The organism is Balneola sp. EhC07, from assembly GCF_001650905.1.
Taxonomy (GTDB): Bacteria; Bacteroidota; Rhodothermia; order Balneolales; family Balneolaceae; genus Balneola.
On sequence record NZ_LXYG01000012.1, the window covers coordinates 87,719 to 105,996 of the forward strand.

At 38.2% G+C, this 18,278-nt stretch carries 19 protein-coding genes; 5 read left to right on the forward strand and 14 right to left on the reverse strand.

From position 1 onward, the window contains the following. Together recN and A8B79_RS04650 are read right to left on the reverse strand one after the other, a co-directional pair. Window positions 1-1,707 (reverse strand): DNA repair protein RecN, encoded by a 1,707-nt coding sequence (recN, locus tag A8B79_RS04645; RefSeq protein ID WP_066218633.1) that lies wholly within the window; start codon window positions 1,705-1,707, stop codon window positions 1-3. Between the two features lie 21 nt (window positions 1,708-1,728). Continuing rightward, window positions 1,729-2,085, reverse strand: coding sequence for a four helix bundle protein (locus A8B79_RS04650; protein ID WP_066219035.1), 357 nt, complete (start codon window positions 2,083-2,085; stop codon window positions 1,729-1,731). 81 nt (window positions 2,086-2,166) lie between these two features. Here A8B79_RS04650 and A8B79_RS04655 point away from each other — a divergent pair, with 81 nt between their 5' ends. Together A8B79_RS04655 and A8B79_RS16010 are read left to right on the forward strand one after the other, a co-directional pair. After that, window positions 2,167-3,174 (forward strand): RluA family pseudouridine synthase, encoded by a 1,008-nt coding sequence (locus A8B79_RS04655; protein ID WP_082894060.1) that lies wholly within the window; start codon window positions 2,167-2,169, stop codon window positions 3,172-3,174. A 301-nt stretch (window positions 3,175-3,475) separates the two neighbouring features. Beyond that, window positions 3,476-3,643 carry a hypothetical protein gene (locus A8B79_RS16010; protein ID WP_235603581.1) on the forward strand — a complete coding sequence of 56 codons (168 nt, stop codon included), beginning with the start codon at window positions 3,476-3,478 and terminating at the stop codon, window positions 3,641-3,643. Between the two features lie 41 nt (window positions 3,644-3,684). On the opposite strand, the gene A8B79_RS04660 is transcribed toward A8B79_RS16010, so the two are convergent. The 3 genes from A8B79_RS04660 to A8B79_RS04670 all read right to left on the reverse strand — a co-directional run bounded on the left by A8B79_RS04660 (window position 3,685) and on the right by A8B79_RS04670 (window position 6,600). Then, window positions 3,685-4,101, reverse strand: coding sequence for a nuclear transport factor 2 family protein (locus A8B79_RS04660; RefSeq protein WP_066218636.1), 417 nt, complete (start codon window positions 4,099-4,101; stop codon window positions 3,685-3,687). A gap of 127 nt (window positions 4,102-4,228) precedes the next feature. Further along, window positions 4,229-5,338, reverse strand: coding sequence for an alpha/beta fold hydrolase (locus tag A8B79_RS04665; RefSeq protein WP_161485135.1), 1,110 nt, complete (start codon window positions 5,336-5,338; stop codon window positions 4,229-4,231). Between the two features lie 191 nt (window positions 5,339-5,529). Next, the gene (locus tag A8B79_RS04670; RefSeq protein ID WP_066218641.1) at window positions 5,530-6,600 is read right to left on the reverse strand and encodes a helix-turn-helix domain-containing protein; all 1,071 of its coding nucleotides are present in this window, start codon (window positions 6,598-6,600) and stop codon (window positions 5,530-5,532) included. Between the two features lie 171 nt (window positions 6,601-6,771). Here A8B79_RS04670 and A8B79_RS04675 point away from each other — a divergent pair, with 171 nt between their 5' ends. Beyond that, on the forward strand, window positions 6,772-7,113 hold the full coding sequence (locus A8B79_RS04675) for a PadR family transcriptional regulator (RefSeq protein WP_066218645.1): 342 nt from the start codon (window positions 6,772-6,774) through the stop codon (window positions 7,111-7,113). After that, complete coding sequence (locus A8B79_RS04680; RefSeq protein ID WP_066218648.1) at window positions 7,114-9,714, forward strand: ABC transporter permease; 2,601 nt, start codon at window positions 7,114-7,116, stop codon at window positions 9,712-9,714. It begins immediately after the preceding gene. A 216-nt stretch (window positions 9,715-9,930) separates the two neighbouring features. Here A8B79_RS04680 and A8B79_RS04685 read toward each other — a convergent pair whose 3' ends face one another. From A8B79_RS04685 to A8B79_RS04700, 4 genes are read right to left on the reverse strand one after another with little or no spacing between them, the layout of a single operon-like run. After that, on the reverse strand, window positions 9,931-10,344 hold the full coding sequence (locus tag A8B79_RS04685; protein ID WP_066218651.1) for an SRPBCC family protein: 414 nt from the start codon (window positions 10,342-10,344) through the stop codon (window positions 9,931-9,933). Between the two features lie 13 nt (window positions 10,345-10,357). Then, the gene (locus A8B79_RS04690) at window positions 10,358-10,855 is read right to left on the reverse strand and encodes an SRPBCC family protein (protein WP_066218654.1); all 498 of its coding nucleotides are present in this window, start codon (window positions 10,853-10,855) and stop codon (window positions 10,358-10,360) included. 10 nt (window positions 10,856-10,865) lie between these two features. Further along, the gene (locus A8B79_RS04695; protein WP_066218657.1) at window positions 10,866-11,369 is read right to left on the reverse strand and encodes an SRPBCC family protein; all 504 of its coding nucleotides are present in this window, start codon (window positions 11,367-11,369) and stop codon (window positions 10,866-10,868) included. Further along, complete coding sequence (locus A8B79_RS04700) at window positions 11,359-11,685, reverse strand: ArsR/SmtB family transcription factor (RefSeq protein ID WP_066218660.1); 327 nt, start codon at window positions 11,683-11,685, stop codon at window positions 11,359-11,361. Before A8B79_RS04700 ends, A8B79_RS04695 begins: the two co-directional genes overlap by 11 nt. A 146-nt stretch (window positions 11,686-11,831) precedes the next feature. Between A8B79_RS04700 and gldC the strand changes: the two genes are divergently transcribed. Then, window positions 11,832-12,164, forward strand: coding sequence for a gliding motility protein GldC (gene gldC / locus A8B79_RS04705; RefSeq protein ID WP_066218663.1), 333 nt, complete (start codon window positions 11,832-11,834; stop codon window positions 12,162-12,164). A gap of 99 nt (window positions 12,165-12,263) precedes the next feature. Here the strand turns inward: gldC and A8B79_RS04710 are convergent, their stop codons facing one another. The 5 genes from A8B79_RS04710 to dnaK form a co-directional block, all read right to left on the reverse strand. After that, a complete protein-coding gene (locus A8B79_RS04710) occupies window positions 12,264-12,782 on the reverse strand; it encodes a hypothetical protein (RefSeq protein WP_066218665.1) in 519 nt (172 codons plus the stop codon). 3 nt (window positions 12,783-12,785) lie between these two features. Beyond that, window positions 12,786-14,120, reverse strand: a complete 1,335-nt coding sequence (locus A8B79_RS04715) for a YfcC family protein (RefSeq protein ID WP_066218667.1) — start codon at window positions 14,118-14,120, stop codon at window positions 12,786-12,788. A 106-nt stretch (window positions 14,121-14,226) separates the two neighbouring features. Further along, window positions 14,227-15,468 (reverse strand): AmmeMemoRadiSam system protein B, encoded by a 1,242-nt coding sequence (amrB, locus tag A8B79_RS04720; RefSeq protein ID WP_066218669.1) that lies wholly within the window; start codon window positions 15,466-15,468, stop codon window positions 14,227-14,229. Window positions 15,469-15,742: 274 nt separating this feature from the next. Further along, window positions 15,743-15,982 carry a DUF2188 domain-containing protein gene (locus A8B79_RS04725; protein ID WP_066218672.1) on the reverse strand — a complete coding sequence of 80 codons (240 nt, stop codon included), beginning with the start codon at window positions 15,980-15,982 and terminating at the stop codon, window positions 15,743-15,745. Window positions 15,983-16,181: 199 nt separating this feature from the next. After that, window positions 16,182-18,113: a molecular chaperone DnaK gene (gene dnaK / locus A8B79_RS04730; protein WP_066218675.1), complete on the reverse strand. Its 1,932-nt coding sequence runs from the start codon at window positions 18,111-18,113 to the stop codon at window positions 16,182-16,184. Window positions 18,114-18,278 lie beyond the last annotated feature (165 nt).

An 18,278-nucleotide genomic window follows, 5' to 3' on the forward strand; every position in this document is an offset into this window, starting at 1 on the left:
TCAGTTCTTAAAAGTGTTCCGTGAGATCAGTTCTTCGGCACTTTTAAGAGAATTTTCTGAAATCTCAGAACCACTCATAAGACTTGCTACTTCGCGAATATGTTCTTCATTGGAAAGGGACAGTATTCGTGTAATGGTTCGGTCTTCAGTTTCCTGCTTATCCACCTTGTAGTGATGGTGCGCCTGACTCGCTATTTGTGGTTGATGAGTTATGGCTATGATCTGACAATGATTAGATAACTTCCGCATTGCCCGGCCTACTTTTTCTGAAACTTCGCCGCTGATACCGGTATCAATTTCATCAAAGATCATTACCGGCAAGCTTTGTTCTTTGGCCAGAATAGATTTCAATGCCAGCATTACTCTGCTTATCTCTCCGCCCGATGCAATTTTTGCGAGAGGTTTAGGTTCTTCACCTTTATTCGTTGAGATGAATATTCGGATATCATCGCAACCCAATTCGGTGCATTCTACCTTTTGTCCATCTATATCTACCCAGCCGTTGTTTGCAAATAGCCATTCAACAGAAACTTTCAGATTTGCATGTTGAATTCCTAATTGAGCAAGCTCGATCTGAATTTGTTCTGATAAATGCTCTCCGATCTGTGTTCTTTTGTTATGAAGTTGTTTAGCAGAGTGAGCTAATTTTATCTGTTGATCTGATATGGATTGTTCAATTTTTTCAATTTCCAGATCAAAGTTATCAGCAATAGACAGTTCTCTTTGAATCTCATTCAAGTATTTAATCAGCTCCGGAATATCCCGCTGATATTTCTTTTGAATTCGATTCAGCTCACTTTGTCGTTGACGAAGTTCTTCCAATCTGTTCGGGTTGAATTCGATCGTACTTCGATATCGTTCTGCAAACTGGATAGCTTCATTAATACTGACACGGGCAGCATTTATTTCTTCCAGATAAGTTGAAAATTCAGGTTCAATTCTGGTTAGATCTTCAAGATTCAGTTTTAAGTGATTTAATAGCTGAGAAATATTCCCGTCATCACTTTCTTCCATTTCAGAAATCGCAGCTGCTTTTTGATCAAGCAATTCTGCATTATCCAGAAGATTCATTTCGGCTTCCAATTCCTCTTCTTCTTCTACCGAAAGATTTGCGTTTGCTAACTCATTTACCTGAAAGCGATAAAGTTCTGTTTTCTCCTGTAGATCTGATTCTCTTTTCTTTAATGAAGACAATTCTTTTTGAAGGGACTTCATCTTGCTAAATTCTTTCTGATAGGAATTTAAAACTGGTTCAATTTCTCCAAAACCGTCTATCACACTTCTGTGATTTTCTTCTTTCAACAAGAGTTGATGGTCGTGTTGTCCGTGCAGATCCACGAGCTGATCCCCAACGGCTTTCAGAACACCAATGTTTACAGGAGTGTCATTAATAAAAGCTCGACTTCCTGTTTGACGAATTTCTCTTCTCAGGATCAGATAGTCAGCTAACTCAACTTCATTATCTGTGAGTAAATTCTTCAGAGTTTTGTTTTCAAAATATTTGATAGTCGCTTCAGAGATGGCTTTATCTGCACCACGACGGATGACTTCTGTATCAGCTCGTTCACCCAGGATCATATTCAACGCACCAATGATGATCGACTTTCCTGCTCCCGTTTGTCCGGTGAGGATATTTAACCCTTGCCCGAAACTAACTTCCAGCTCGTCAATTAAAGCAAAATCTTTTATGTGCAATGATTCTATCATTGAATTATGAATTTTGGATTATTAATTCTGAATTGAAGATTGTGACGTTTTTATAATTGATGTTATAATTCTGATTATCTGATCAATTTCATTCAAGTATAAAGATACATCAATATTAGTCAAATCACTTTTTTGAAGAAGTTTTAACCAATAGGCTGTTTCTCTGGCTTCTTTAGATGAAATAGACATTTTATGAATAAAATCTTTTCTGGATTGTGCGGCAATGGCTTCCTCAATATTTGCACCAATGCTCGTCCCACTTCTTAGCAGTTGTTTTGATAGTACATATTCTCTCTCTTTTTTTAAGGATATATATAGCTGGATTATTGATAAAGAGAAATCAAAACTTTTCTGTTGTATAAGGTTATCTTTAGGCATAATTCAAAATTTAGAATCAAAAATTTAAAATTCTCTATAGTTAGACAGCTTGGAGTCATAATCCTTACAAAAAAAGATAAAGTGAGTAGAGAAGAAGAAAAGAAAACCACAGTTTACGAATTCAAAGTACCGGAAGGTCAACAGGAATCGATTCGCCTTGATGTGTATATCACAAACTTCGTTGAAAATGCTACCCGAACCAAAGTTCAGGAAGCTATTAAGGACGGATATGTTCAGGTAAACGGGAAAAAAGAAAAACCATCTTATAAAATGTTACCGGGTGATGAGATCTTTATCGAATTACCAAAAGCTCCGCCTCCCGAAGCTGTCGCTGAAAAACTGGATATCAATATTGTATATGAAGATGACGATATCATTTTGGTGAATAAAGAAGCCGGAATGGTAGTTCATCCTGCTTATGCCAACTGGACGGGGACCTTGGTGAACGGATTGATGTATCACGTAGACGAACTAGCCGAAAATGAGGATAATGATCTTCGCCCGGGAATTGTGCACCGTCTGGATAAAGACACCAGCGGATTATTGGTAGTGGCTAAAAACGATGAAGCCCTCGCAAATCTCTCCGCGAAGTTTGCAGAAAAAGATGTAGAACGAACATATTGGGCGATAGTTTGGGGAACTCCAAAAGAGGAGGGAACCATTGAAGGAGACATCGGCCGTTCCAGACACGATCGTAAATTGATGACGGTGTTACCGGAAGGAAAAGGCAAGCACGCCGTTACTCATTGGAAAGTTCTTGAATATTTTGATTACCTGAGTTTGGTGGAAGTAAAACTGGAAACGGGAAGAACACATCAGATCCGGGTTCACTTTAATCATATTGGTCACAACGTATTTGGGGATAAAACCTATGGCGGAACTTCTGTTCGATATGGTTCCAACACCGGGTCCCGAAAAGTGATGTTCCATAAATTGATCACAGATTTAGACCGACAAGCATTACACGCTAAAACCTTGGGGTTTGAACATCCAACCACTGGTGAAAAAGTAAGTTTTGATTCGGAACTACCTGAAGACTTTTCTCATGTTTTGAATATGCTAAGGGAGCACTGCAAAGCGGAGTATTAGTTGGATATTGAATATTGAACCGAAGAATATTGAATGATGAATCAGGACTTTGTCAATTCGAACTAATGTGAGAAGCTTAGTAATTTTTTGGAGCCTGATGTTTTATGTTCGGTCGTAGCTCATTCAGAACGAGGAGTAAATTGACAATCCATCTGACGGATATCCCGTCTGATGGATTTCTCTTCTTTGAACGGATACGGCATCGGTCAGACGGACTTCAGCCGTCAGACCGACTTATCCCGCTCCAAAACTCCGCGTAGGAACGGTTCGTTATGGTTCCAACACCGGGTCCCGAAAAGTGATGTTCCATAAATTGATCACAGGTTTAGACCGACAAGCACTCCACGCAAAAACCATGGGTTTTGAACATCCTACTACCGGGGAAAAAGTTAGTTTTGATTCTGAATTACCTGAAGACTTTTCTCATGTTTTGAATACGTTGAGAGAGAACTGTAAAGCTGAGTATTAGTTGGGTATTCATGAATAATGAATCCGAAAAGTGTAAAGGCATCAATCAGAAGTTTTAACAGTGTAAGCTTTATGGATAATAGTCCATTTCCCGTCAGCTTTGGCAAGCATAAAGTAGTCGATAAATGGAGCATCGCGGCCCGGAATAATGATCTCAGCTTTGGCTACTGCAACATCATTTTCATAATCGATAGATAGAATTTTCCCTTTTCTTCCGGTATCTCTTCCTTCGATAATTCCATTTATATAATCCTGGCCAAACCAAACATTAAGTTTGCCATTTCTGATGGAGTAAAGATTCAGATCCGGATGGAAGGCATTTCGTACTTGATCTTGATTACCGTAAGATGTGCCCTCTATATAATCATTGATGGTATCTGTTATTAGTTCTTTTTCAGTTTGGGCATGTAATGAGGTTGACAAAAAAAGGGCAAAAGCGAATAAGAAAAACTTTTTCATAGGTATGGGTTAATTATTGATGTTTTGTAAAATCTATAAAATGAAAAACTAAAGAACCCAAAAATGGACTTCGGATTTACAAATCTGAAGAAGAAATTTGAGAACATTAACCTACAAAGAGTTCGTTTTAATATTTGCTCTCTAATGGCTTGGCATTCATTAAGTATTCGTAAAGAGCAGTCATAAATTCAGTAGTTAACATGCTATGATGGTTTCCTTCAATTTCTACAACGGTAGTTCCTTTCTGCTTAAGTATCTTTATTTCTTCTGTAGACTTTCTTCCATTCGCTTCATCTTGAGTTGAATAAACGGATATTATTTTTTTAAAATCCTCATCTTCTAGTAGCTTGGTATACTTTTTTTCCATGTTACTTCTAACAATCATGGTCAGGTTATCTGCAACTCTATCGAAAGAGGATTTTAAAGGATGTTTATTTGAAATTCCTCCAAAAACAGTTCTAGCAAATGGCTCCTTTCCATTTTCCCATCTTATGTACTCACCAGAGTTTAGAGTTTCCCAACTGCTGATATCTTCGTCTAAATCCAAGCCCATTAAAACTACTTTTTCCGCCAAATTTTTTCTAGAGTTAACATATTCCATACTTATAGAAGCTCCGTATGAATGCCCTATTAAAAACACCTTCTTTTTGCGATCAACTAAATATTTAATGACTCTGTCTAGAATCTCAACACTTTCTGCATTTTCATAAGCACTTTGCTTTTCAGTCAAAATCGGGCTGGATATGATCGTTTTCGGATTCAATATCTGTGCCTGATATGGGTATATTTTTAGCAGATCTTCATGATTTGGCATTAAGTGTAATCCGTCTCTGGGACCTATATTAAGTTGCAGATCTGGCCCGCCTTGTACGTACACAAAGGCTATTTCATTTTCCCAATTACCCATTTTACGAAATAAATTTACTGTATCTGGAGGAAGGAGGGTTGGTTGATAAATATTCGGCCTTAAGTAACCAATTTGATGGAAATGAGCTCTTCCATTAAGTTCAATAGCTTTTCGATAATACTGAATAGATTTTTCGAAATCCTCAACAATCAGATACCCTTCAGCTGCGCTATCAAATGCATTTGAAGACTCCGGATATAATTGGATGATGAGTTCAAATATTTTTATTGCTTCTTGAGGTTTATTTAAATTATAAAGTAGCCTGTAACCAAAAGCGTTTAGGCTCTCCTCATCTATTTCAAAATAGTCCGATTTTTTATTTTCGGTCAACCAATCATTAACCTCTTGAACACCGGTTTGAAGTAATTTTTGTTCTTTATCTATTTGAGCTGAAGTCGGAACAGTTAAAAAAAAAGACAACAGCAAGTAATATCAGGCTTTTCATAAAGGAATAATTGAATTGTTGATTCCAGAAAACCTATCAAAAGAAATCTTAAAGAACCCAACATTGAACTTCGGATTTACAAATCTGTAGAAGAATTACTCAGATTTTTTTTGAATTCTCCGGGTGTAACACCTTTTATCTTTTTAAAAGCAGCATAGAACGTTGAATTCGACTTGAAACCACATTCCTGTCCAATAGCTTCTACAGTAAGAAGGTCATTATTTCTAAGCATATCTTCAGCAGCGTGTACACGATACTCATTAACAAAGTTCGTAAAGCTTTTGTCCAGATTGCCATTTAAAAACTGAGAGAGATAATTCGGAACAAGGTTCATTTTGTCTGCCACTTCCGAAAGCTTCAAATCAGGATTTTTATAAAGCTCTTGTTCTTTAAACAACTGCTCAAGCTTTATTGCAATCGAATCGGATTCTTTAGGGGCGATGGTTTTTGAAGCATATTTTTCCTGAGACTCAAAAAATGGAGCAACTTTTCCTTTCCTTGATACCCAAAGCAATATAGATATGTAGAAAATAAATGAAAAAGACAGAGCTCCAACAATATATGAAGTATATCCATTTGAGTAGTAGGCAAGGAAGACAACCCAAATACCGGAGACTACATTTACCAACCAGATATCCTGACTTCCAATCGCGAATTTTTTAGAGAATATTTTTTTGAATGAGTTTTTTGCTAAGTAACTGGCGCATAGTAAATACAAAAACCATTGAATGTACATAAACCAACCAAGTATACCTCCCGCATTTCGATACCAAAGATGACGATGTTCTTGATATGGGTATGTATAACCAATAATGATCATGGCAATAATTATTGGAAGAATATGGATCAACCAATTCCAGGATTCATACTTTTTATCTGTTGTTGAACGGACATGCAAGTACAAAAAAGGTCCGATAAGTAAACAAGCTGTTAATCCAATTTGTATAAATGAACTAGACAATCCCCCATAGAAAAAGAAAAAGGCAGATTTAGTAACCCGAATACTAATTACAAACAAAAGAGAAGATAGAAGGTAAGTGGTTTCATTTCGTTTCTTGATGAAGAATGCAAAATATACGCTAAGAAAAAGCCCATTTACTCCACCCAGTGCGCTAAATAAAAAAATTAGTTGGTCTTCTAAACTCATGATTCAATTTCGGTAATCAGAAAGACAATGGGTACTAATTGTTTGTTGTTTTGTTTCAACCTTAGCCAAGGAATGAAATTACAAACCGATACTTGAAACTTATTTCTTTCTAAATAGTAGAGGTTATAAATTTTTCTTCTATATTTGTTCTACAATTTAGTAATAAACATTATGAAAGAAACAAAACTTGGAGATTTTGAAGAAACGCTACTACTCATTGTAGGGATACTTGAAGATGAAGCGTATGCATTCAAAATTGCAGAAGAATTCGAAAATCAATTAAATCGCTCCGTATCTATCGGGGCAGTTCATTCTACACTAAGCAGACTGGGTGACAAAGGATTTTTGATCTCAGAAATGGGGAAACCTACTGCTGAGCGGGGTGGTAGACGTAAGCGTATCTATGAAATTACAGGAGCCGGTCAACGAGCACTTAAAGATTCCAGGGATATTAAACTCTCGTTGTGGAGTCAGTTTCCTGCTTTTGCTGATCTTAAATTCAACGTGGGATAAATGGATCCAAAGCCTCCAAAAATAGCCATTCGATTCCTGACTTTTTTCCTGAAAAAAGAATTACGGGAAGAGGTATTGGGTGATTTGGAGGAGCAGTTTTATGCATCAGTAAAAACACACACAGCTTTTAAAGCAAAGTTAAAATATTGGTTTCAGGTTTTGAATTATCTGAGACCGTTTGCTATCAAAAATTTTAAATCACCTGAAATTTATCCTGCCATGTTCTCTCATAATATCAAAATCAGTTACCGGACACTTATTAGAAATAAATTTTTTTCTCTAATAAATATCGGAGGGCTTGCTTTAGGAATGACTGTAACCATTTTTATAGCACTCTGGATTTATGATGAATATTCCTACAATACAAATCATCGGCATTATGATCGAATCGTTCAGGTGATGCGTAAAGACATATCTGATAATGGCATACAGGTCAGCAGCTCGCAGACAGGCGGTTTAGGAGTAGAACTGGAGGAGAAGTTCCCTCACTACTTCGAGCATGTGGCGATGACATTTTATCGTCCTGCCCCACAGTTGCTGCTTTTTGATGATAAACATTATCGGGAAATGGGGTATTTCTTCCAAAAAGATATTCCTCATATCCTCACCTTGAATATGCAAAAAGGCACAAGAAGTGTGCTTGAAAATCCCGGTAGCATAATTATTTCGGAGAGTCTTGCCGGTAAACTATTCAATGAAGAAAATCCAATGGGGAGAACCATTTCATTGAATTCTAGTGCAGACTTAATCATTCAGGGTGTTTTTGAAGACTTGCCTGAAAACTCCACTTTTGGAGACGCTGATTTCTTTGGTTCTATGGCTTTGTTATATAATGAAGACAGGCCTTATGTCTGGAATAATTACAATATGAAGGTCTTTGCTTTGCTCAATGAAAATGCTGACCCGGAAGCAGCTTCTCTCGCCATAAAAGATGTATTGAAACCTTATCGGGATGGCGATGATAACCCAAGAGAATTATTCTTACTTCCTATGAAAGACTGGCATTTTTATGCGACGAATCAACTTGGTGAACAGGTTACGAGTAAGCTGGTTCAGTTTATACGGCTTTATGGAGCGATCGGAATTTTTATTCTACTCATTGCGTGTATCAATTTCATGAATCTGAATACTTCCAGATTCCAAACACGTGGAAAAGAAGTAGGGATTCGAAAAGCAATCGGTTCACTCCGTTCTGAAGTAGTAGGTCAGTATTTAACAGAGTCGTTCTTATATGCATTTGGAGCATTAATTATATCACTATCGTTGGTTTACTTTTTGCTCCCGTTATTTAATTCATTTACCGCCAAAGAAATATCATTTCAATGGAGAAACCCTGCGTTTTGGCTCATAAGTTTTGGATTCAGTTCGATAGTGGCTTTACTGGCGGGTAGTTATCCTGCGCTGTTTCTGTCATCTTTTCGACCGGTGCAAGCGCTTAAAGGTCGGCTTAGGCAGGGAAAGAAAAACGAGCGTTTACGACAAGGATTAGTAGTATTTCAATTTGCCATTTCTATTGTACTGATTATTGGTACGATTACTATAAATGAACAAATTCAACACGCGAAAAACAGATCGACCGGATATCAAAAAGAAGGCCTGATAACAATGACAGGTAGCCAGTCTGTTTATCAAAACTTCGATGTATTGAAATCTGAATTAAAAAATACCGGAGCGGTAGAAGAAGTAGCCTTATCAAATTATCCGCTTACAAACACATTGGGAAATAACGGAGGATTTAGACTATCAGGCTCATCTGATGAAATTCCGATAACATTTAATACGATTTACGTTAGCCCGGAATATGGGAAGGTTACTAAGTTTGAGTTAATAGCAGGTAGAGATTTTTCGAGAGATTTAGAAGCTGAATCTGCGAATATTATTCTAAGTGAATCAGCCATTCAAGCTATGGGATTAGAAAACCCCATTGGAAAGCAATTGAGCTCAAGTAGTGAAAGAAATGGTCATACCACATTTACTATTATTGGAGTTGTTAAAGATATGATCAAAGGCTCTCCATTTGAGGAACCCATGCCATTAATGTTATTTTCCACTACTGATCCAATGAGTCACATGTTTCTGCGAGTAAATCCTGAAGTTTCGCTTGGAATAGTATTATCAAAAATAGAAGAGGTTTTTGAAGAAGTAGTTCCCGAACACCCATTTGAATATGCCTTCGCTGACGATCAATATCTTACCAAATTTAAAGCTGAAGAGCAGACCGGAACGTTAGCAACACTATTTAGTGGTTTAGCTATTTTGATCAGTTGTCTTGGGTTGTTTGGTTTATCAGCATTTATGGTTGCACAAAGAGTGAAAGAAATTGGAATTCGAAAAGCACTCGGCGCTTCGGTAACAAATCTCTGGATCCTTCTTTCAAAAGATTTCGGAATTTTAATTACACTAGCGTGCTTGGTTTCTATGCCAATTGCTTCGTATATGATGAATATCTGGCTACAGGATTATGAGTATCGAATTCAAATTTATTGGTGGATTTATGCAACAGGGGCGTTTGCATGCTTATTAGTTACCATGCTAACCGTGAGTTATCATTCTATTAAAGCATCTATGGCTAATCCGGTGGACTCATTAAAAACGGAATAGCTAAATTATAAAAGGCTTGCAGCTTATACTCAATATGCACCAACTTTACATTCCGACGCAGAGCGTTCGGAAGGAGTTGTTCCACAAAATAATCCATCTGACGGATATGCCGTCTGAAGGATTTCTCCTCTTTGGAGCGATATGGCATCGGTCGGACGGACATTAGCCGTCAGACCGATTCACCTTCGATATTATACTTCGCGTCAGAGCTTTTATTCAAGACTCCACATACTTCTTAAAATTATTCAGAATAGCCTGCCAGCCGTCGCGTTGCATTTCGATCGGGTTTTCGGATTCTGCATCAAAGACCGTTATGACTTTAGTTGTACCATTCAGTTTCTCAAAAGTAGTTGTTACTTTTCTGTTGTCCGCAAGGGTATAAGTAATCTTTTCTTGTTTGATGATCTCATCGTAGACAGCTTCAAAATCGAAGCCGAAACTCCCGTCTTTAGCTTCCATTCGGGCTTTGTATTTGCCACCGACAACCAGATCATTTTCAGCACTTGGGCAGCACCAGTCATTGGAGGCAAAATTCCATTTTATGATATGGTCAGGTTCAGTCCAGTAGGACCAAATTTTTTTCGGAGTTGCTGAGATTATTGAATCAATCGTTATTTTTGTTGTTGCCATAGCGGATTAATATTTAATCGTTATTTAATAACTCAGTTAACTGTTCTAGGCAAGCTGTAAAGCCTTCTTTAAAGCCCATTTCAATAATCTTCTCGAGATCTTCCAGAGTTTCATGTTTGATTTCTACATAAACCGTTGTTACTCCATCAGATTCACTAAAGCTTACTGTCCAGGAGGAATCAGGAAGAGATTCGGTTCTATTTCCTTCACTGTCACAAAATCCGTCACTGTACGAAAAATTATCTTTTGGATTGATTGAAGAATAGTCTGCAAAAGCCCAATGCTCTTCTCCATTTGGGCCAACCATTGCATATAAGCGTCTTCCGCCTTCTTCGAATTCCATATTCTTGGTTACGGATCTCCATGGTTTTGGAGCCCACCATTTGTCAAGCAGCTCAGGTTCTGTCCATGTTCTCCAAACCAGATCTTTATTTGCCGTAAATTCACGGGTTACATTAACTATACTATTTTCTTTATCGACTATGAAGTCGTTTATAAGTTGTGGTTTCATAATTTTAGAGTTATTTAGTTAAGGTTTCGAGTAATTCATCTAACCTTTCAAGGGTTGAGATCATACCTTCTTCCATGCCCATATTTATGACGGTTTCCAGATCTTCTAGAGATTCATAATTAACTACGGTTGTTACCACAGCATGATCATTCGATTCTGAAAATTGAACGTGCCATTTCGCCTTTGGCAGATCGGGATTAATGTTTCCTTCACTATCAGAAAAAGCATCCACGGTTCGGTAATCATCGATCGGGTTTATCTCATAATATTCAGTGTAGCCCCAATATTCCGTTCCATTTGGTTCCACCATAGCATAATGCCAATGACCGCCTTCACTAAAATCCATGGATTTGGTTTTAGTTGTGAAAGGCTTTGGGGCAAACCACTGGTTCAGGAGTTCTATTTTAGTATAGCAGTCCCAAACTAATTGTCGGTTAGCAGCAAATTCCCGTTTTATAGTAAGTGTGTTGTTTTCCTTGTCTGCAAGGAAGTCGAATTGAAGATCAGCTTTCATCGTTTTCTGATTTTAGTTTAGTTAATAAGTCATCAAGTTGATCGAATCTGTTTTCCCAGATCTTTCGGAATTGCTCCAGCCATTGATCAACTTCTTTCATTTTATCGATTTTTAGTTCGTAGTAAATTTCTCTGCCCACTTTTTCTTGTTCCAGTAATTCACATTCATTCAGGATCTTTATGTGTTTTGATACAGCTTGTCGTGTAATGTCAAACTGATCAGCAAGTGCATTTGGAGTTAATGCCTGAGTAGCAATTAAAACCAATATCGCTCTTCTGGTTGGATCTGCAATGGCTTGAAAAATGTCTCTTTTCATAAAAAACTAGTTGATTATGCAATCATTAGGTTGCATAAATATACGCAACCATTTAGTTTCTCAAAAATTATTTTTTTGTTTTTTTAAAATTTCTCGAACTCTTGCGAATTCCCCTTATCTTTGAGTAAACATCAAAACCACTTTTTATGCCAAAGAAAGACATTAATATTTCAGTAGAACTTGACCAGGATAACGTACCAGAAAACATCATTTGGAATGCGGATGATATGAATGGAATGGGAGAAGCAAAGTGCAGAGCAATGCTGCTTTCACTTTGGGATTCTGAAGCTAAAGATACTTTAAAGCTGGATCTGTGGACGAAAGATATGACCGTAGACGAGATGAAAATTTTCTTCCATCAAACACTGGTAACAATGGCAGATACTTTAAAACGTGCTACCAACGACGAACGCATTTCAGGAGACATGATGGATTTCTGTGATTATTTTGCCGAGAAGATGGAGATTAAAGGGAGCTGAGGTGCGGTAGTGAAGAAGGTGCGATAGTTTTAAGGTGTTATGGTGGTCTAAATTTACGCCACCATAACACCTTAAAACCGCAATACTATGTTACTTGTATTAACTTAAATTCTGAGATGTCAACTCATTAATACTTTTAAGAACACCTTTCCTAACTCCCGGCGAAAGTGTATTCACGAAATGAGGTTGAGCTAGTGACAAAACCTCATTCTTCAATTCGGGATATTTTTCTACTACCTTCATCATACCTTGAAAAGCATAATAGCGAACAGAAGACTGTTTCCGAACTTGTTCCCACAGAGTTACTGAAATATCAAATAGCAAACTCTCGAAGTCTTCATCCAACTCCATTTTCAGTAGAATTTTCAAAAGCTCTCTTTGGTGTCCATCGTCCCGGTCAGGAAGTACTTCAATTATTTTTTGAATAAAAGGTCTAACTCTTTGATCATCTTTTTCCATAACCCCGGCAACAAGCCATGTCGCTCTCCATGATAAATTCTCTTCATTTTCGAGAGCTAATTTTATTGCTTGATCAAAAGATTCCGGATGACTGTCCATAAACTCTACCATCTCAGACTTTCTTCTTCTAATTAAAACAGATCGAAGAGTTTCACTCATATTCTATAAACCAATAAAAATTGCAACGAATATAGCAACCAAAGACATCCCCATGATGATCAAAAAGGGTTTGATGCAAAACGAGAACCACTCTTTAAAGCTCACTCCTGCAGCGGTTATCATAGCTAGTAATGCTCCGTTTGTTGGGGAGATCATGTCCATCATTGCCGCTCCGTACTGGTAACAGAGAATCATTACCTGACGCGACATGCCAATCAAATCAGACAACGGAGTAAGCAAAGGCATCGTCAATACAGCCTGACCTGAATTACTTGCAACGGGTATATGAAGCAAGGCTTGAGAAACGGTCATTCCAACCGCTGAAACAGCAAGAGGCAGATCTTTCAAAGGATTAAAAAGTCCGTATACAATGGAGTCAATGATTCTGCCTTCGTCAAGAACTAAGAATATGCTTCGTGCTAACCCAACCACAACTGCTGCAAAAGCAAGTTCCTGAAAACCGGTTGCATACGCTCTTGAAGTTCCGTTCATGCCAAGTTTGCCAATAATTCCGCAAACGATACCCATCACAAAAAACAAAGCAGACATCTGGTTGTAGTCCCAATCCCAGGCTAGAATTCCATATACCATAACCGCAAAAGTGACTGCGACTAAAATCAGAATTAAAGCGGAACGTAGTGGAAGTTTGAAATCTTTCTCTGGTGCTTCAATTTCTATCTTTTCACTGGATTTTCCTTTTTTGGTCACCCAATAGATCCAGAAACTAAGTACGATTACAAACACGATCATTCTGAAAAGGGTACCCGAGAATGGTTGAACTTCAGCAATTTTTTGAGCCAACAGAACTGCAAATGGGTTCATTGGACTAAATGCTGCACCGATGATCGCAGAACCGGCACTTATGGCAAGTACACCTGTTTTGGTATATCCGATTCTTTTACCCATTACGATCAGAAAGGGAACCATGGCTATTATTTCTTCAAAGGTGTTGTTCAGTAATCCCACCGTTGCGAAAGTAATTCCAACAACAATAATTACCCGATCTTGTGTGTGTTCGAACTTAGTTACCAGTGCATTTATTCCATCTGTGAACGCGCCCGTTTTATCTACAACAACGAAAGCACCACCAATGATGAGGATTAAAACGACAATATCTGCACCAAAAATAAGTCCTTCAGGAACTTTCAGAATGGTTTCAAATATCCCAACCGGGTTCGCTTCAATTTCTTGATAGCTGTTAGCAACCACAACTTCCCGACCGGTAGCTTCATCGGTAACTCTATCATATTGTCCCGCCGGTATAATGTGAGTAAGAACAGCAGCCAGTGCGATGAAGATCAACAGAATGGCTAAAGGATGTGGAAACTCAAATTTCATAAATACCCTGATTATTTAGTTTGAAGAAAGTAGGTAAAAATAGAGCAATTAAGAATTAGGCAATTAACAATGTAAAAATCATTGTTAATTGGTCATAGAATAATCCTTAATTGAAAAGAATACTCCCAAAACTGACGGCACTTTCTCGTTCGGTTTCATCCCAAAGATCTCTGGAAATTATTTTTCCATTTAACTCAGGAAACGCATTCAAAAAAACATACAGAGGAGGGAAGCCACATATTCTATACGGATCATACTCCGAACTCATGATTTTCAGCATAGTTTTAGAATCGTTATTTGCGCCAACTTCCAGAAAGGCTTCATCAAAGGCTTTTACTTTATCGAATAGTTCAGATGCGGGTTGTTGGTCACCGAATTTCTTTCCGAAGTGAGCCAGATCTCCGCTTATAAGAAAAAAAGTGTCCTGATCATTGAATTGCTGATTCAGCAAATAAGTAAAGGCTTCTATCTGATTAGCTAGAAATCCATCTTTGGCATAATATAGCTGATCAAAATTGCCAACCAGAATAGGAACAATCTCAAAATCATGTTGCCAAATGTGATTCAGAAATAACAGAGGTAGCTCAATGCTGTGTTCAATTCTGTGGGCTCGATCAGAAAATGAAGTCCCGAATATCTCATCATGAGAGGTTTGTTCCTTTATGAGAGAGATCGTTCTTTTGTCTGTTTTCACTAAACCATTTGGTAAGTCAAAGTCTTTGTTTGAAATAATGAAAGGCTTATTGGAGTATTCATTGTTATACAATCCTGAATAATGAGATGTAGCCAGGATAAATATCCGCTTAGGCTTTAAATTCCTGATTGCCGAGAAAGCTTTAACGTAGGATGCCATCCCAAAGCGTGGGTCAATATGTGGAGTATAAAGAGCTTTAGCGGTATCGACCGAGTCTGAATGGGCATGATTTTGAAAAGCTGCATTGAGAAATTCTGTGAGCTCTTCAGGATCGGCAGGGTAAGAGTTTCCGGCGGTAACAGATCGATGAGCTTTTGATTTTTCATATTCACTTTCGATCAGTTCAGCATGTTCGGAGAAATACTCAGAATCTAGTAATCCGTTTTCATCCAGAAACCGCGCATAACCCAGAATATGTTCTTTAGTAACTTCATCAGAGCTGAATTTAATAATGTCGTTTACGGAACGGGTTCCATCCATCAAAGAAAGAATCGGTTCAGCATCTGTAGGCAAAGCAAAATCAGGAGTTGAATAACCTAACTGATCATAAAAGTAGATAAACGATCTTCCATTATCCTGAATAGGAATGCGTTGAATATCGTACCTGAGATTCGGGATTGGATCGGAATATGAATCGAACAATTTTTCTGACATGCGCAGAAGATAGTCGATTTAGATTATGAATTCAGGTATAAAAATAATCTGAGTTAAAATGTCTCTACCGATACCTTAATCGTCGGACGTAAACGACTTCCTTGTATAAAATCCTTAAACATGGAGACTCTTCAGGGTCGACGAGATTATAAGTATATATAGATAAAACACCGTAGGCACGCAAGATTTTGCGTGCCTACGGTGTTTTAAATGATGCCAAATAAAAAAGCTCCGATACGAAGTATCAGAGCTTTAAAATGTGATCGGCTTTAAATCAGCCTGGAACATTTACAGGATCATTACCGGGAGCAATGGTATTTTTTTCTCGTATTTGCCCGTCTAGACCTTTAATACTTATCTCTCCACCGCCTTGATTATGTAACATTTCTTTAGCGGCTTCATAAGCTTCTTCCTGAGTGTCATGTAAGGTGCTTGCTTTACCGGCTTCATGCTTTTCATTTACCCACTTTCCATCTTCATTTTTATAAATTGTTCTGTCTTGTGGCTTGCTCATTGTCTCTTGTATTAAGTTATAATTCGCTATTCACTTACATTTAAAGCGTTTTGGGGATCATTTGTTTCAAATTCTATTCTTGAAAAACAGATAGAAATAAAAAAAGCTCCGACACTTTCGCATCGGAGCTAATTTCTAAATATCTAGCAATGAATTAGATAAAGATGTCTAACATCTTATATCTAAAGTCTAAATACTATTATTTCTTTTCGTCTTCTTCGTCTACAACTTCGTAGTCTGCGTCAACAGCTTCTTCGCCTTCAGAAGATTCGCCATCTGCAGATGCTTGTTCCCCAGCACCTTCAGCACCGGCAGCTTCAGCTTCTGCTTGAGATGCAGCGTAGATTTCTTCAGAAGCTCCGGTCCAGGCAGCATTCACCGCTTCGATTCCGGTGTCAATTGCTTCAAGGTCTTCGGCTTTATGAGCTTCTTCCAATTTAGCAATAGCGTCTTCGATTGCTTTCTTGTTGTCTTCAGAGATCTTATCTCCGTATTCATCAAGTTGCTTTTTGGTTGAGAAGATCAGACCATCAGCCTGATTCATTTTCTCTACTTTCTCACGAATTTGCTTGTCTTCCTCTTCATGCTCTTTAGCAGCATTCTTCATTTTTTCGATTTCCTCATCGGATAATCCTGAAGAAGATTCGATTCTGATAGTCTGTTCTTTTCCTGTTCCTTTGTCTTTTGCTTTGATGTTGATCACACCGTTTGCATCAAGATCGAAAGTAACTTCAATTTGTGGCATTCCGCGTGGTGCAGGAGGAATTCCGTCTAAGTGGAAACGACCAAGCGTTCTGTTGCTTGCTGCCTGAGCACGTTCACCTTGTAATACATGTATTTCCACACTGCTTTGGTTGTCGGCAGCAGTAGAGAACACCTGTGATTTACTAGTTGGGATCGTGCTGTTTGCTTCAATTAGTGGAGTCATAACGCCACCAAGAGTCTCAATACCTAAAGTAAGAGGAGTTACATCCAGAAGAACTACATCTTCAACATCTCCTGAAAGAACACCACCCTGAATGGCAGCACCAACGGCAACAACTTCATCAGGATTTACACCTTTACTTGGATCTTTACCAAAGAACTCTTTAACAGCTTCCTGAATTCTTGGAATACGAGTTGAACCACCAACCAGAATTACCTGATCGATATCGTTCTTGCTCATTCCTGCATCTTTTAACGCTTTCTCACATGGAGTGATAGAGCGTTTTACAAGATCGTCAACTAATTGTTCAAATTTAGCTCGGCTTAAGTCAACATTTAAATGCTTTGGACCGTCATTAGTTGCAGTAACAAACGGTAAGTTCACATTTGTTTTGGCTGAGCTTGAGAGTTCGATCTTAGCTTTCTCTGCAGCATCTTTAAGACGTTGCATTGCCATTGGATCGTTTCTAAGATCAATTCCTTCGTCTTTCTTGAACTCATCTGCCAAGAAATCGATAATACGGGCATCGAAATCGTCACCACCAAGATGCGTGTCACCATTGGTTGATTTTACTTCAAATACGCCGTCACCAAGATCAAGGATAGAAACATCAAATGTACCACCACCAAGGTCATACACCACAATAGTTTGATCAGTTTCTTTCTTATCAAGACCGTAAGCAAGTGCAGCTGCTGTTGGCTCGTTTATAATTCTTTTAACTTCAAGTCCGGCAATTTTTCCGGCTTCCTGAGTTGCTTTACGTTGAGCATCGTTGAAATAAGCAGGAACTGTAATAACAGCTTCCGTTACTTTTTCACCGATGTACTCTTCTGCAGTCTGCTTCATTTTTTGCAGTACCATTGCAGAAATTTCTTGTGGAGCATATTTACGGTCATCGATCTCAACACGAGCTGTACCGTCATCGCCTTTAACAACTTTGTATGCAACTTGCTTGGATTCATCTTTTACTTCGTCGAACATACGACCCATGAATCGCTTAACAGAAGCAACTGTTTTATCCGGGTTAGTGATAGCCTGACGTTTTGCAGGAGCACCTACCAAACGTTCGCCATCTTTTGAAAATGCTACAACAGATGGAGTTGTGCGTCCACCTTCAGCATTCTGAATTACAACCGGCTCGTTTCCTTCCATTACAGAAACGCATGAGTTGGTAGTTCCTAAGTCAATTCCTATGATTTTTCCCATTGGTCTAAAATCTGATTTTAATTGTGTGATCTCAGCTACTTTAGCACGAAACCACGAATGTTTATTGTTTACTTGTTTAAACTAATTGTTCGTTCCGACGCCGAGCGTGCGGAACGAGAAAATTCAATATTTATGTCTTGCTCCAATGTTCTGCGTTGGAGCAAA

Bases quoted from the DNA above. Each gene is read 5' to 3' on its own strand.
- dnaK (WP_066218675.1), bottom strand. From the start codon at position 18,113: ATGGGAAAAATCATAGGAATTGACTTAGGAACTACCAACTCATGCGTT.
- A8B79_RS04715 (WP_066218667.1), bottom strand. From the start codon at position 14,120: ATGAAATTTGAGTTTCCACATCCTTTAGCCATTCTGTTGATCTTCATC.
- recN (WP_066218633.1), bottom strand. From the start codon at position 1,707: ATGATAGAATCATTGCACATAAAAGATTTTGCTTTAATTGACGAGCTG.
- A8B79_RS04680 (WP_066218648.1), top strand. From the start codon at position 7,114: ATGGATCCAAAGCCTCCAAAAATAGCCATTCGATTCCTGACTTTTTTC.
- A8B79_RS04695 (WP_066218657.1), bottom strand. From the start codon at position 11,369: ATGAAAGCTGATCTTCAATTCGACTTCCTTGCAGACAAGGAAAACAAC.
- A8B79_RS04710 (WP_066218665.1), bottom strand. From the start codon at position 12,782: ATGAGTGAAACTCTTCGATCTGTTTTAATTAGAAGAAGAAAGTCTGAG.
- A8B79_RS04690 (WP_066218654.1), bottom strand. From the start codon at position 10,855: ATGAAACCACAACTTATAAACGACTTCATAGTCGATAAAGAAAATAGT.
- A8B79_RS04675 (WP_066218645.1), top strand. From the start codon at position 6,772: ATGAAAGAAACAAAACTTGGAGATTTTGAAGAAACGCTACTACTCATT.
- amrB (WP_066218669.1), bottom strand. From the start codon at position 15,468: ATGTCAGAAAAATTGTTCGATTCATATTCCGATCCAATCCCGAATCTC.
- A8B79_RS04650 (WP_066219035.1), bottom strand. From the start codon at position 2,085: ATGCCTAAAGATAACCTTATACAACAGAAAAGTTTTGATTTCTCTTTA.
- A8B79_RS04725 (WP_066218672.1), bottom strand. From the start codon at position 15,982: ATGAGCAAGCCACAAGACAGAACAATTTATAAAAATGAAGATGGAAAG.
- A8B79_RS16010 (WP_235603581.1), top strand. From the start codon at position 3,476: ATGTTCCATAAATTGATCACAGGTTTAGACCGACAAGCACTCCACGCA.
- A8B79_RS04660 (WP_066218636.1), bottom strand. From the start codon at position 4,101: ATGAAAAAGTTTTTCTTATTCGCTTTTGCCCTTTTTTTGTCAACCTCA.
- gldC (WP_066218663.1), top strand. From the start codon at position 11,832: ATGCCAAAGAAAGACATTAATATTTCAGTAGAACTTGACCAGGATAAC.
- A8B79_RS04685 (WP_066218651.1), bottom strand. From the start codon at position 10,344: ATGGCAACAACAAAAATAACGATTGATTCAATAATCTCAGCAACTCCG.
- A8B79_RS04670 (WP_066218641.1), bottom strand. From the start codon at position 6,600: ATGAGTTTAGAAGACCAACTAATTTTTTTATTTAGCGCACTGGGTGGA.
- A8B79_RS04700 (WP_066218660.1), bottom strand. From the start codon at position 11,685: ATGAAAAGAGACATTTTTCAAGCCATTGCAGATCCAACCAGAAGAGCG.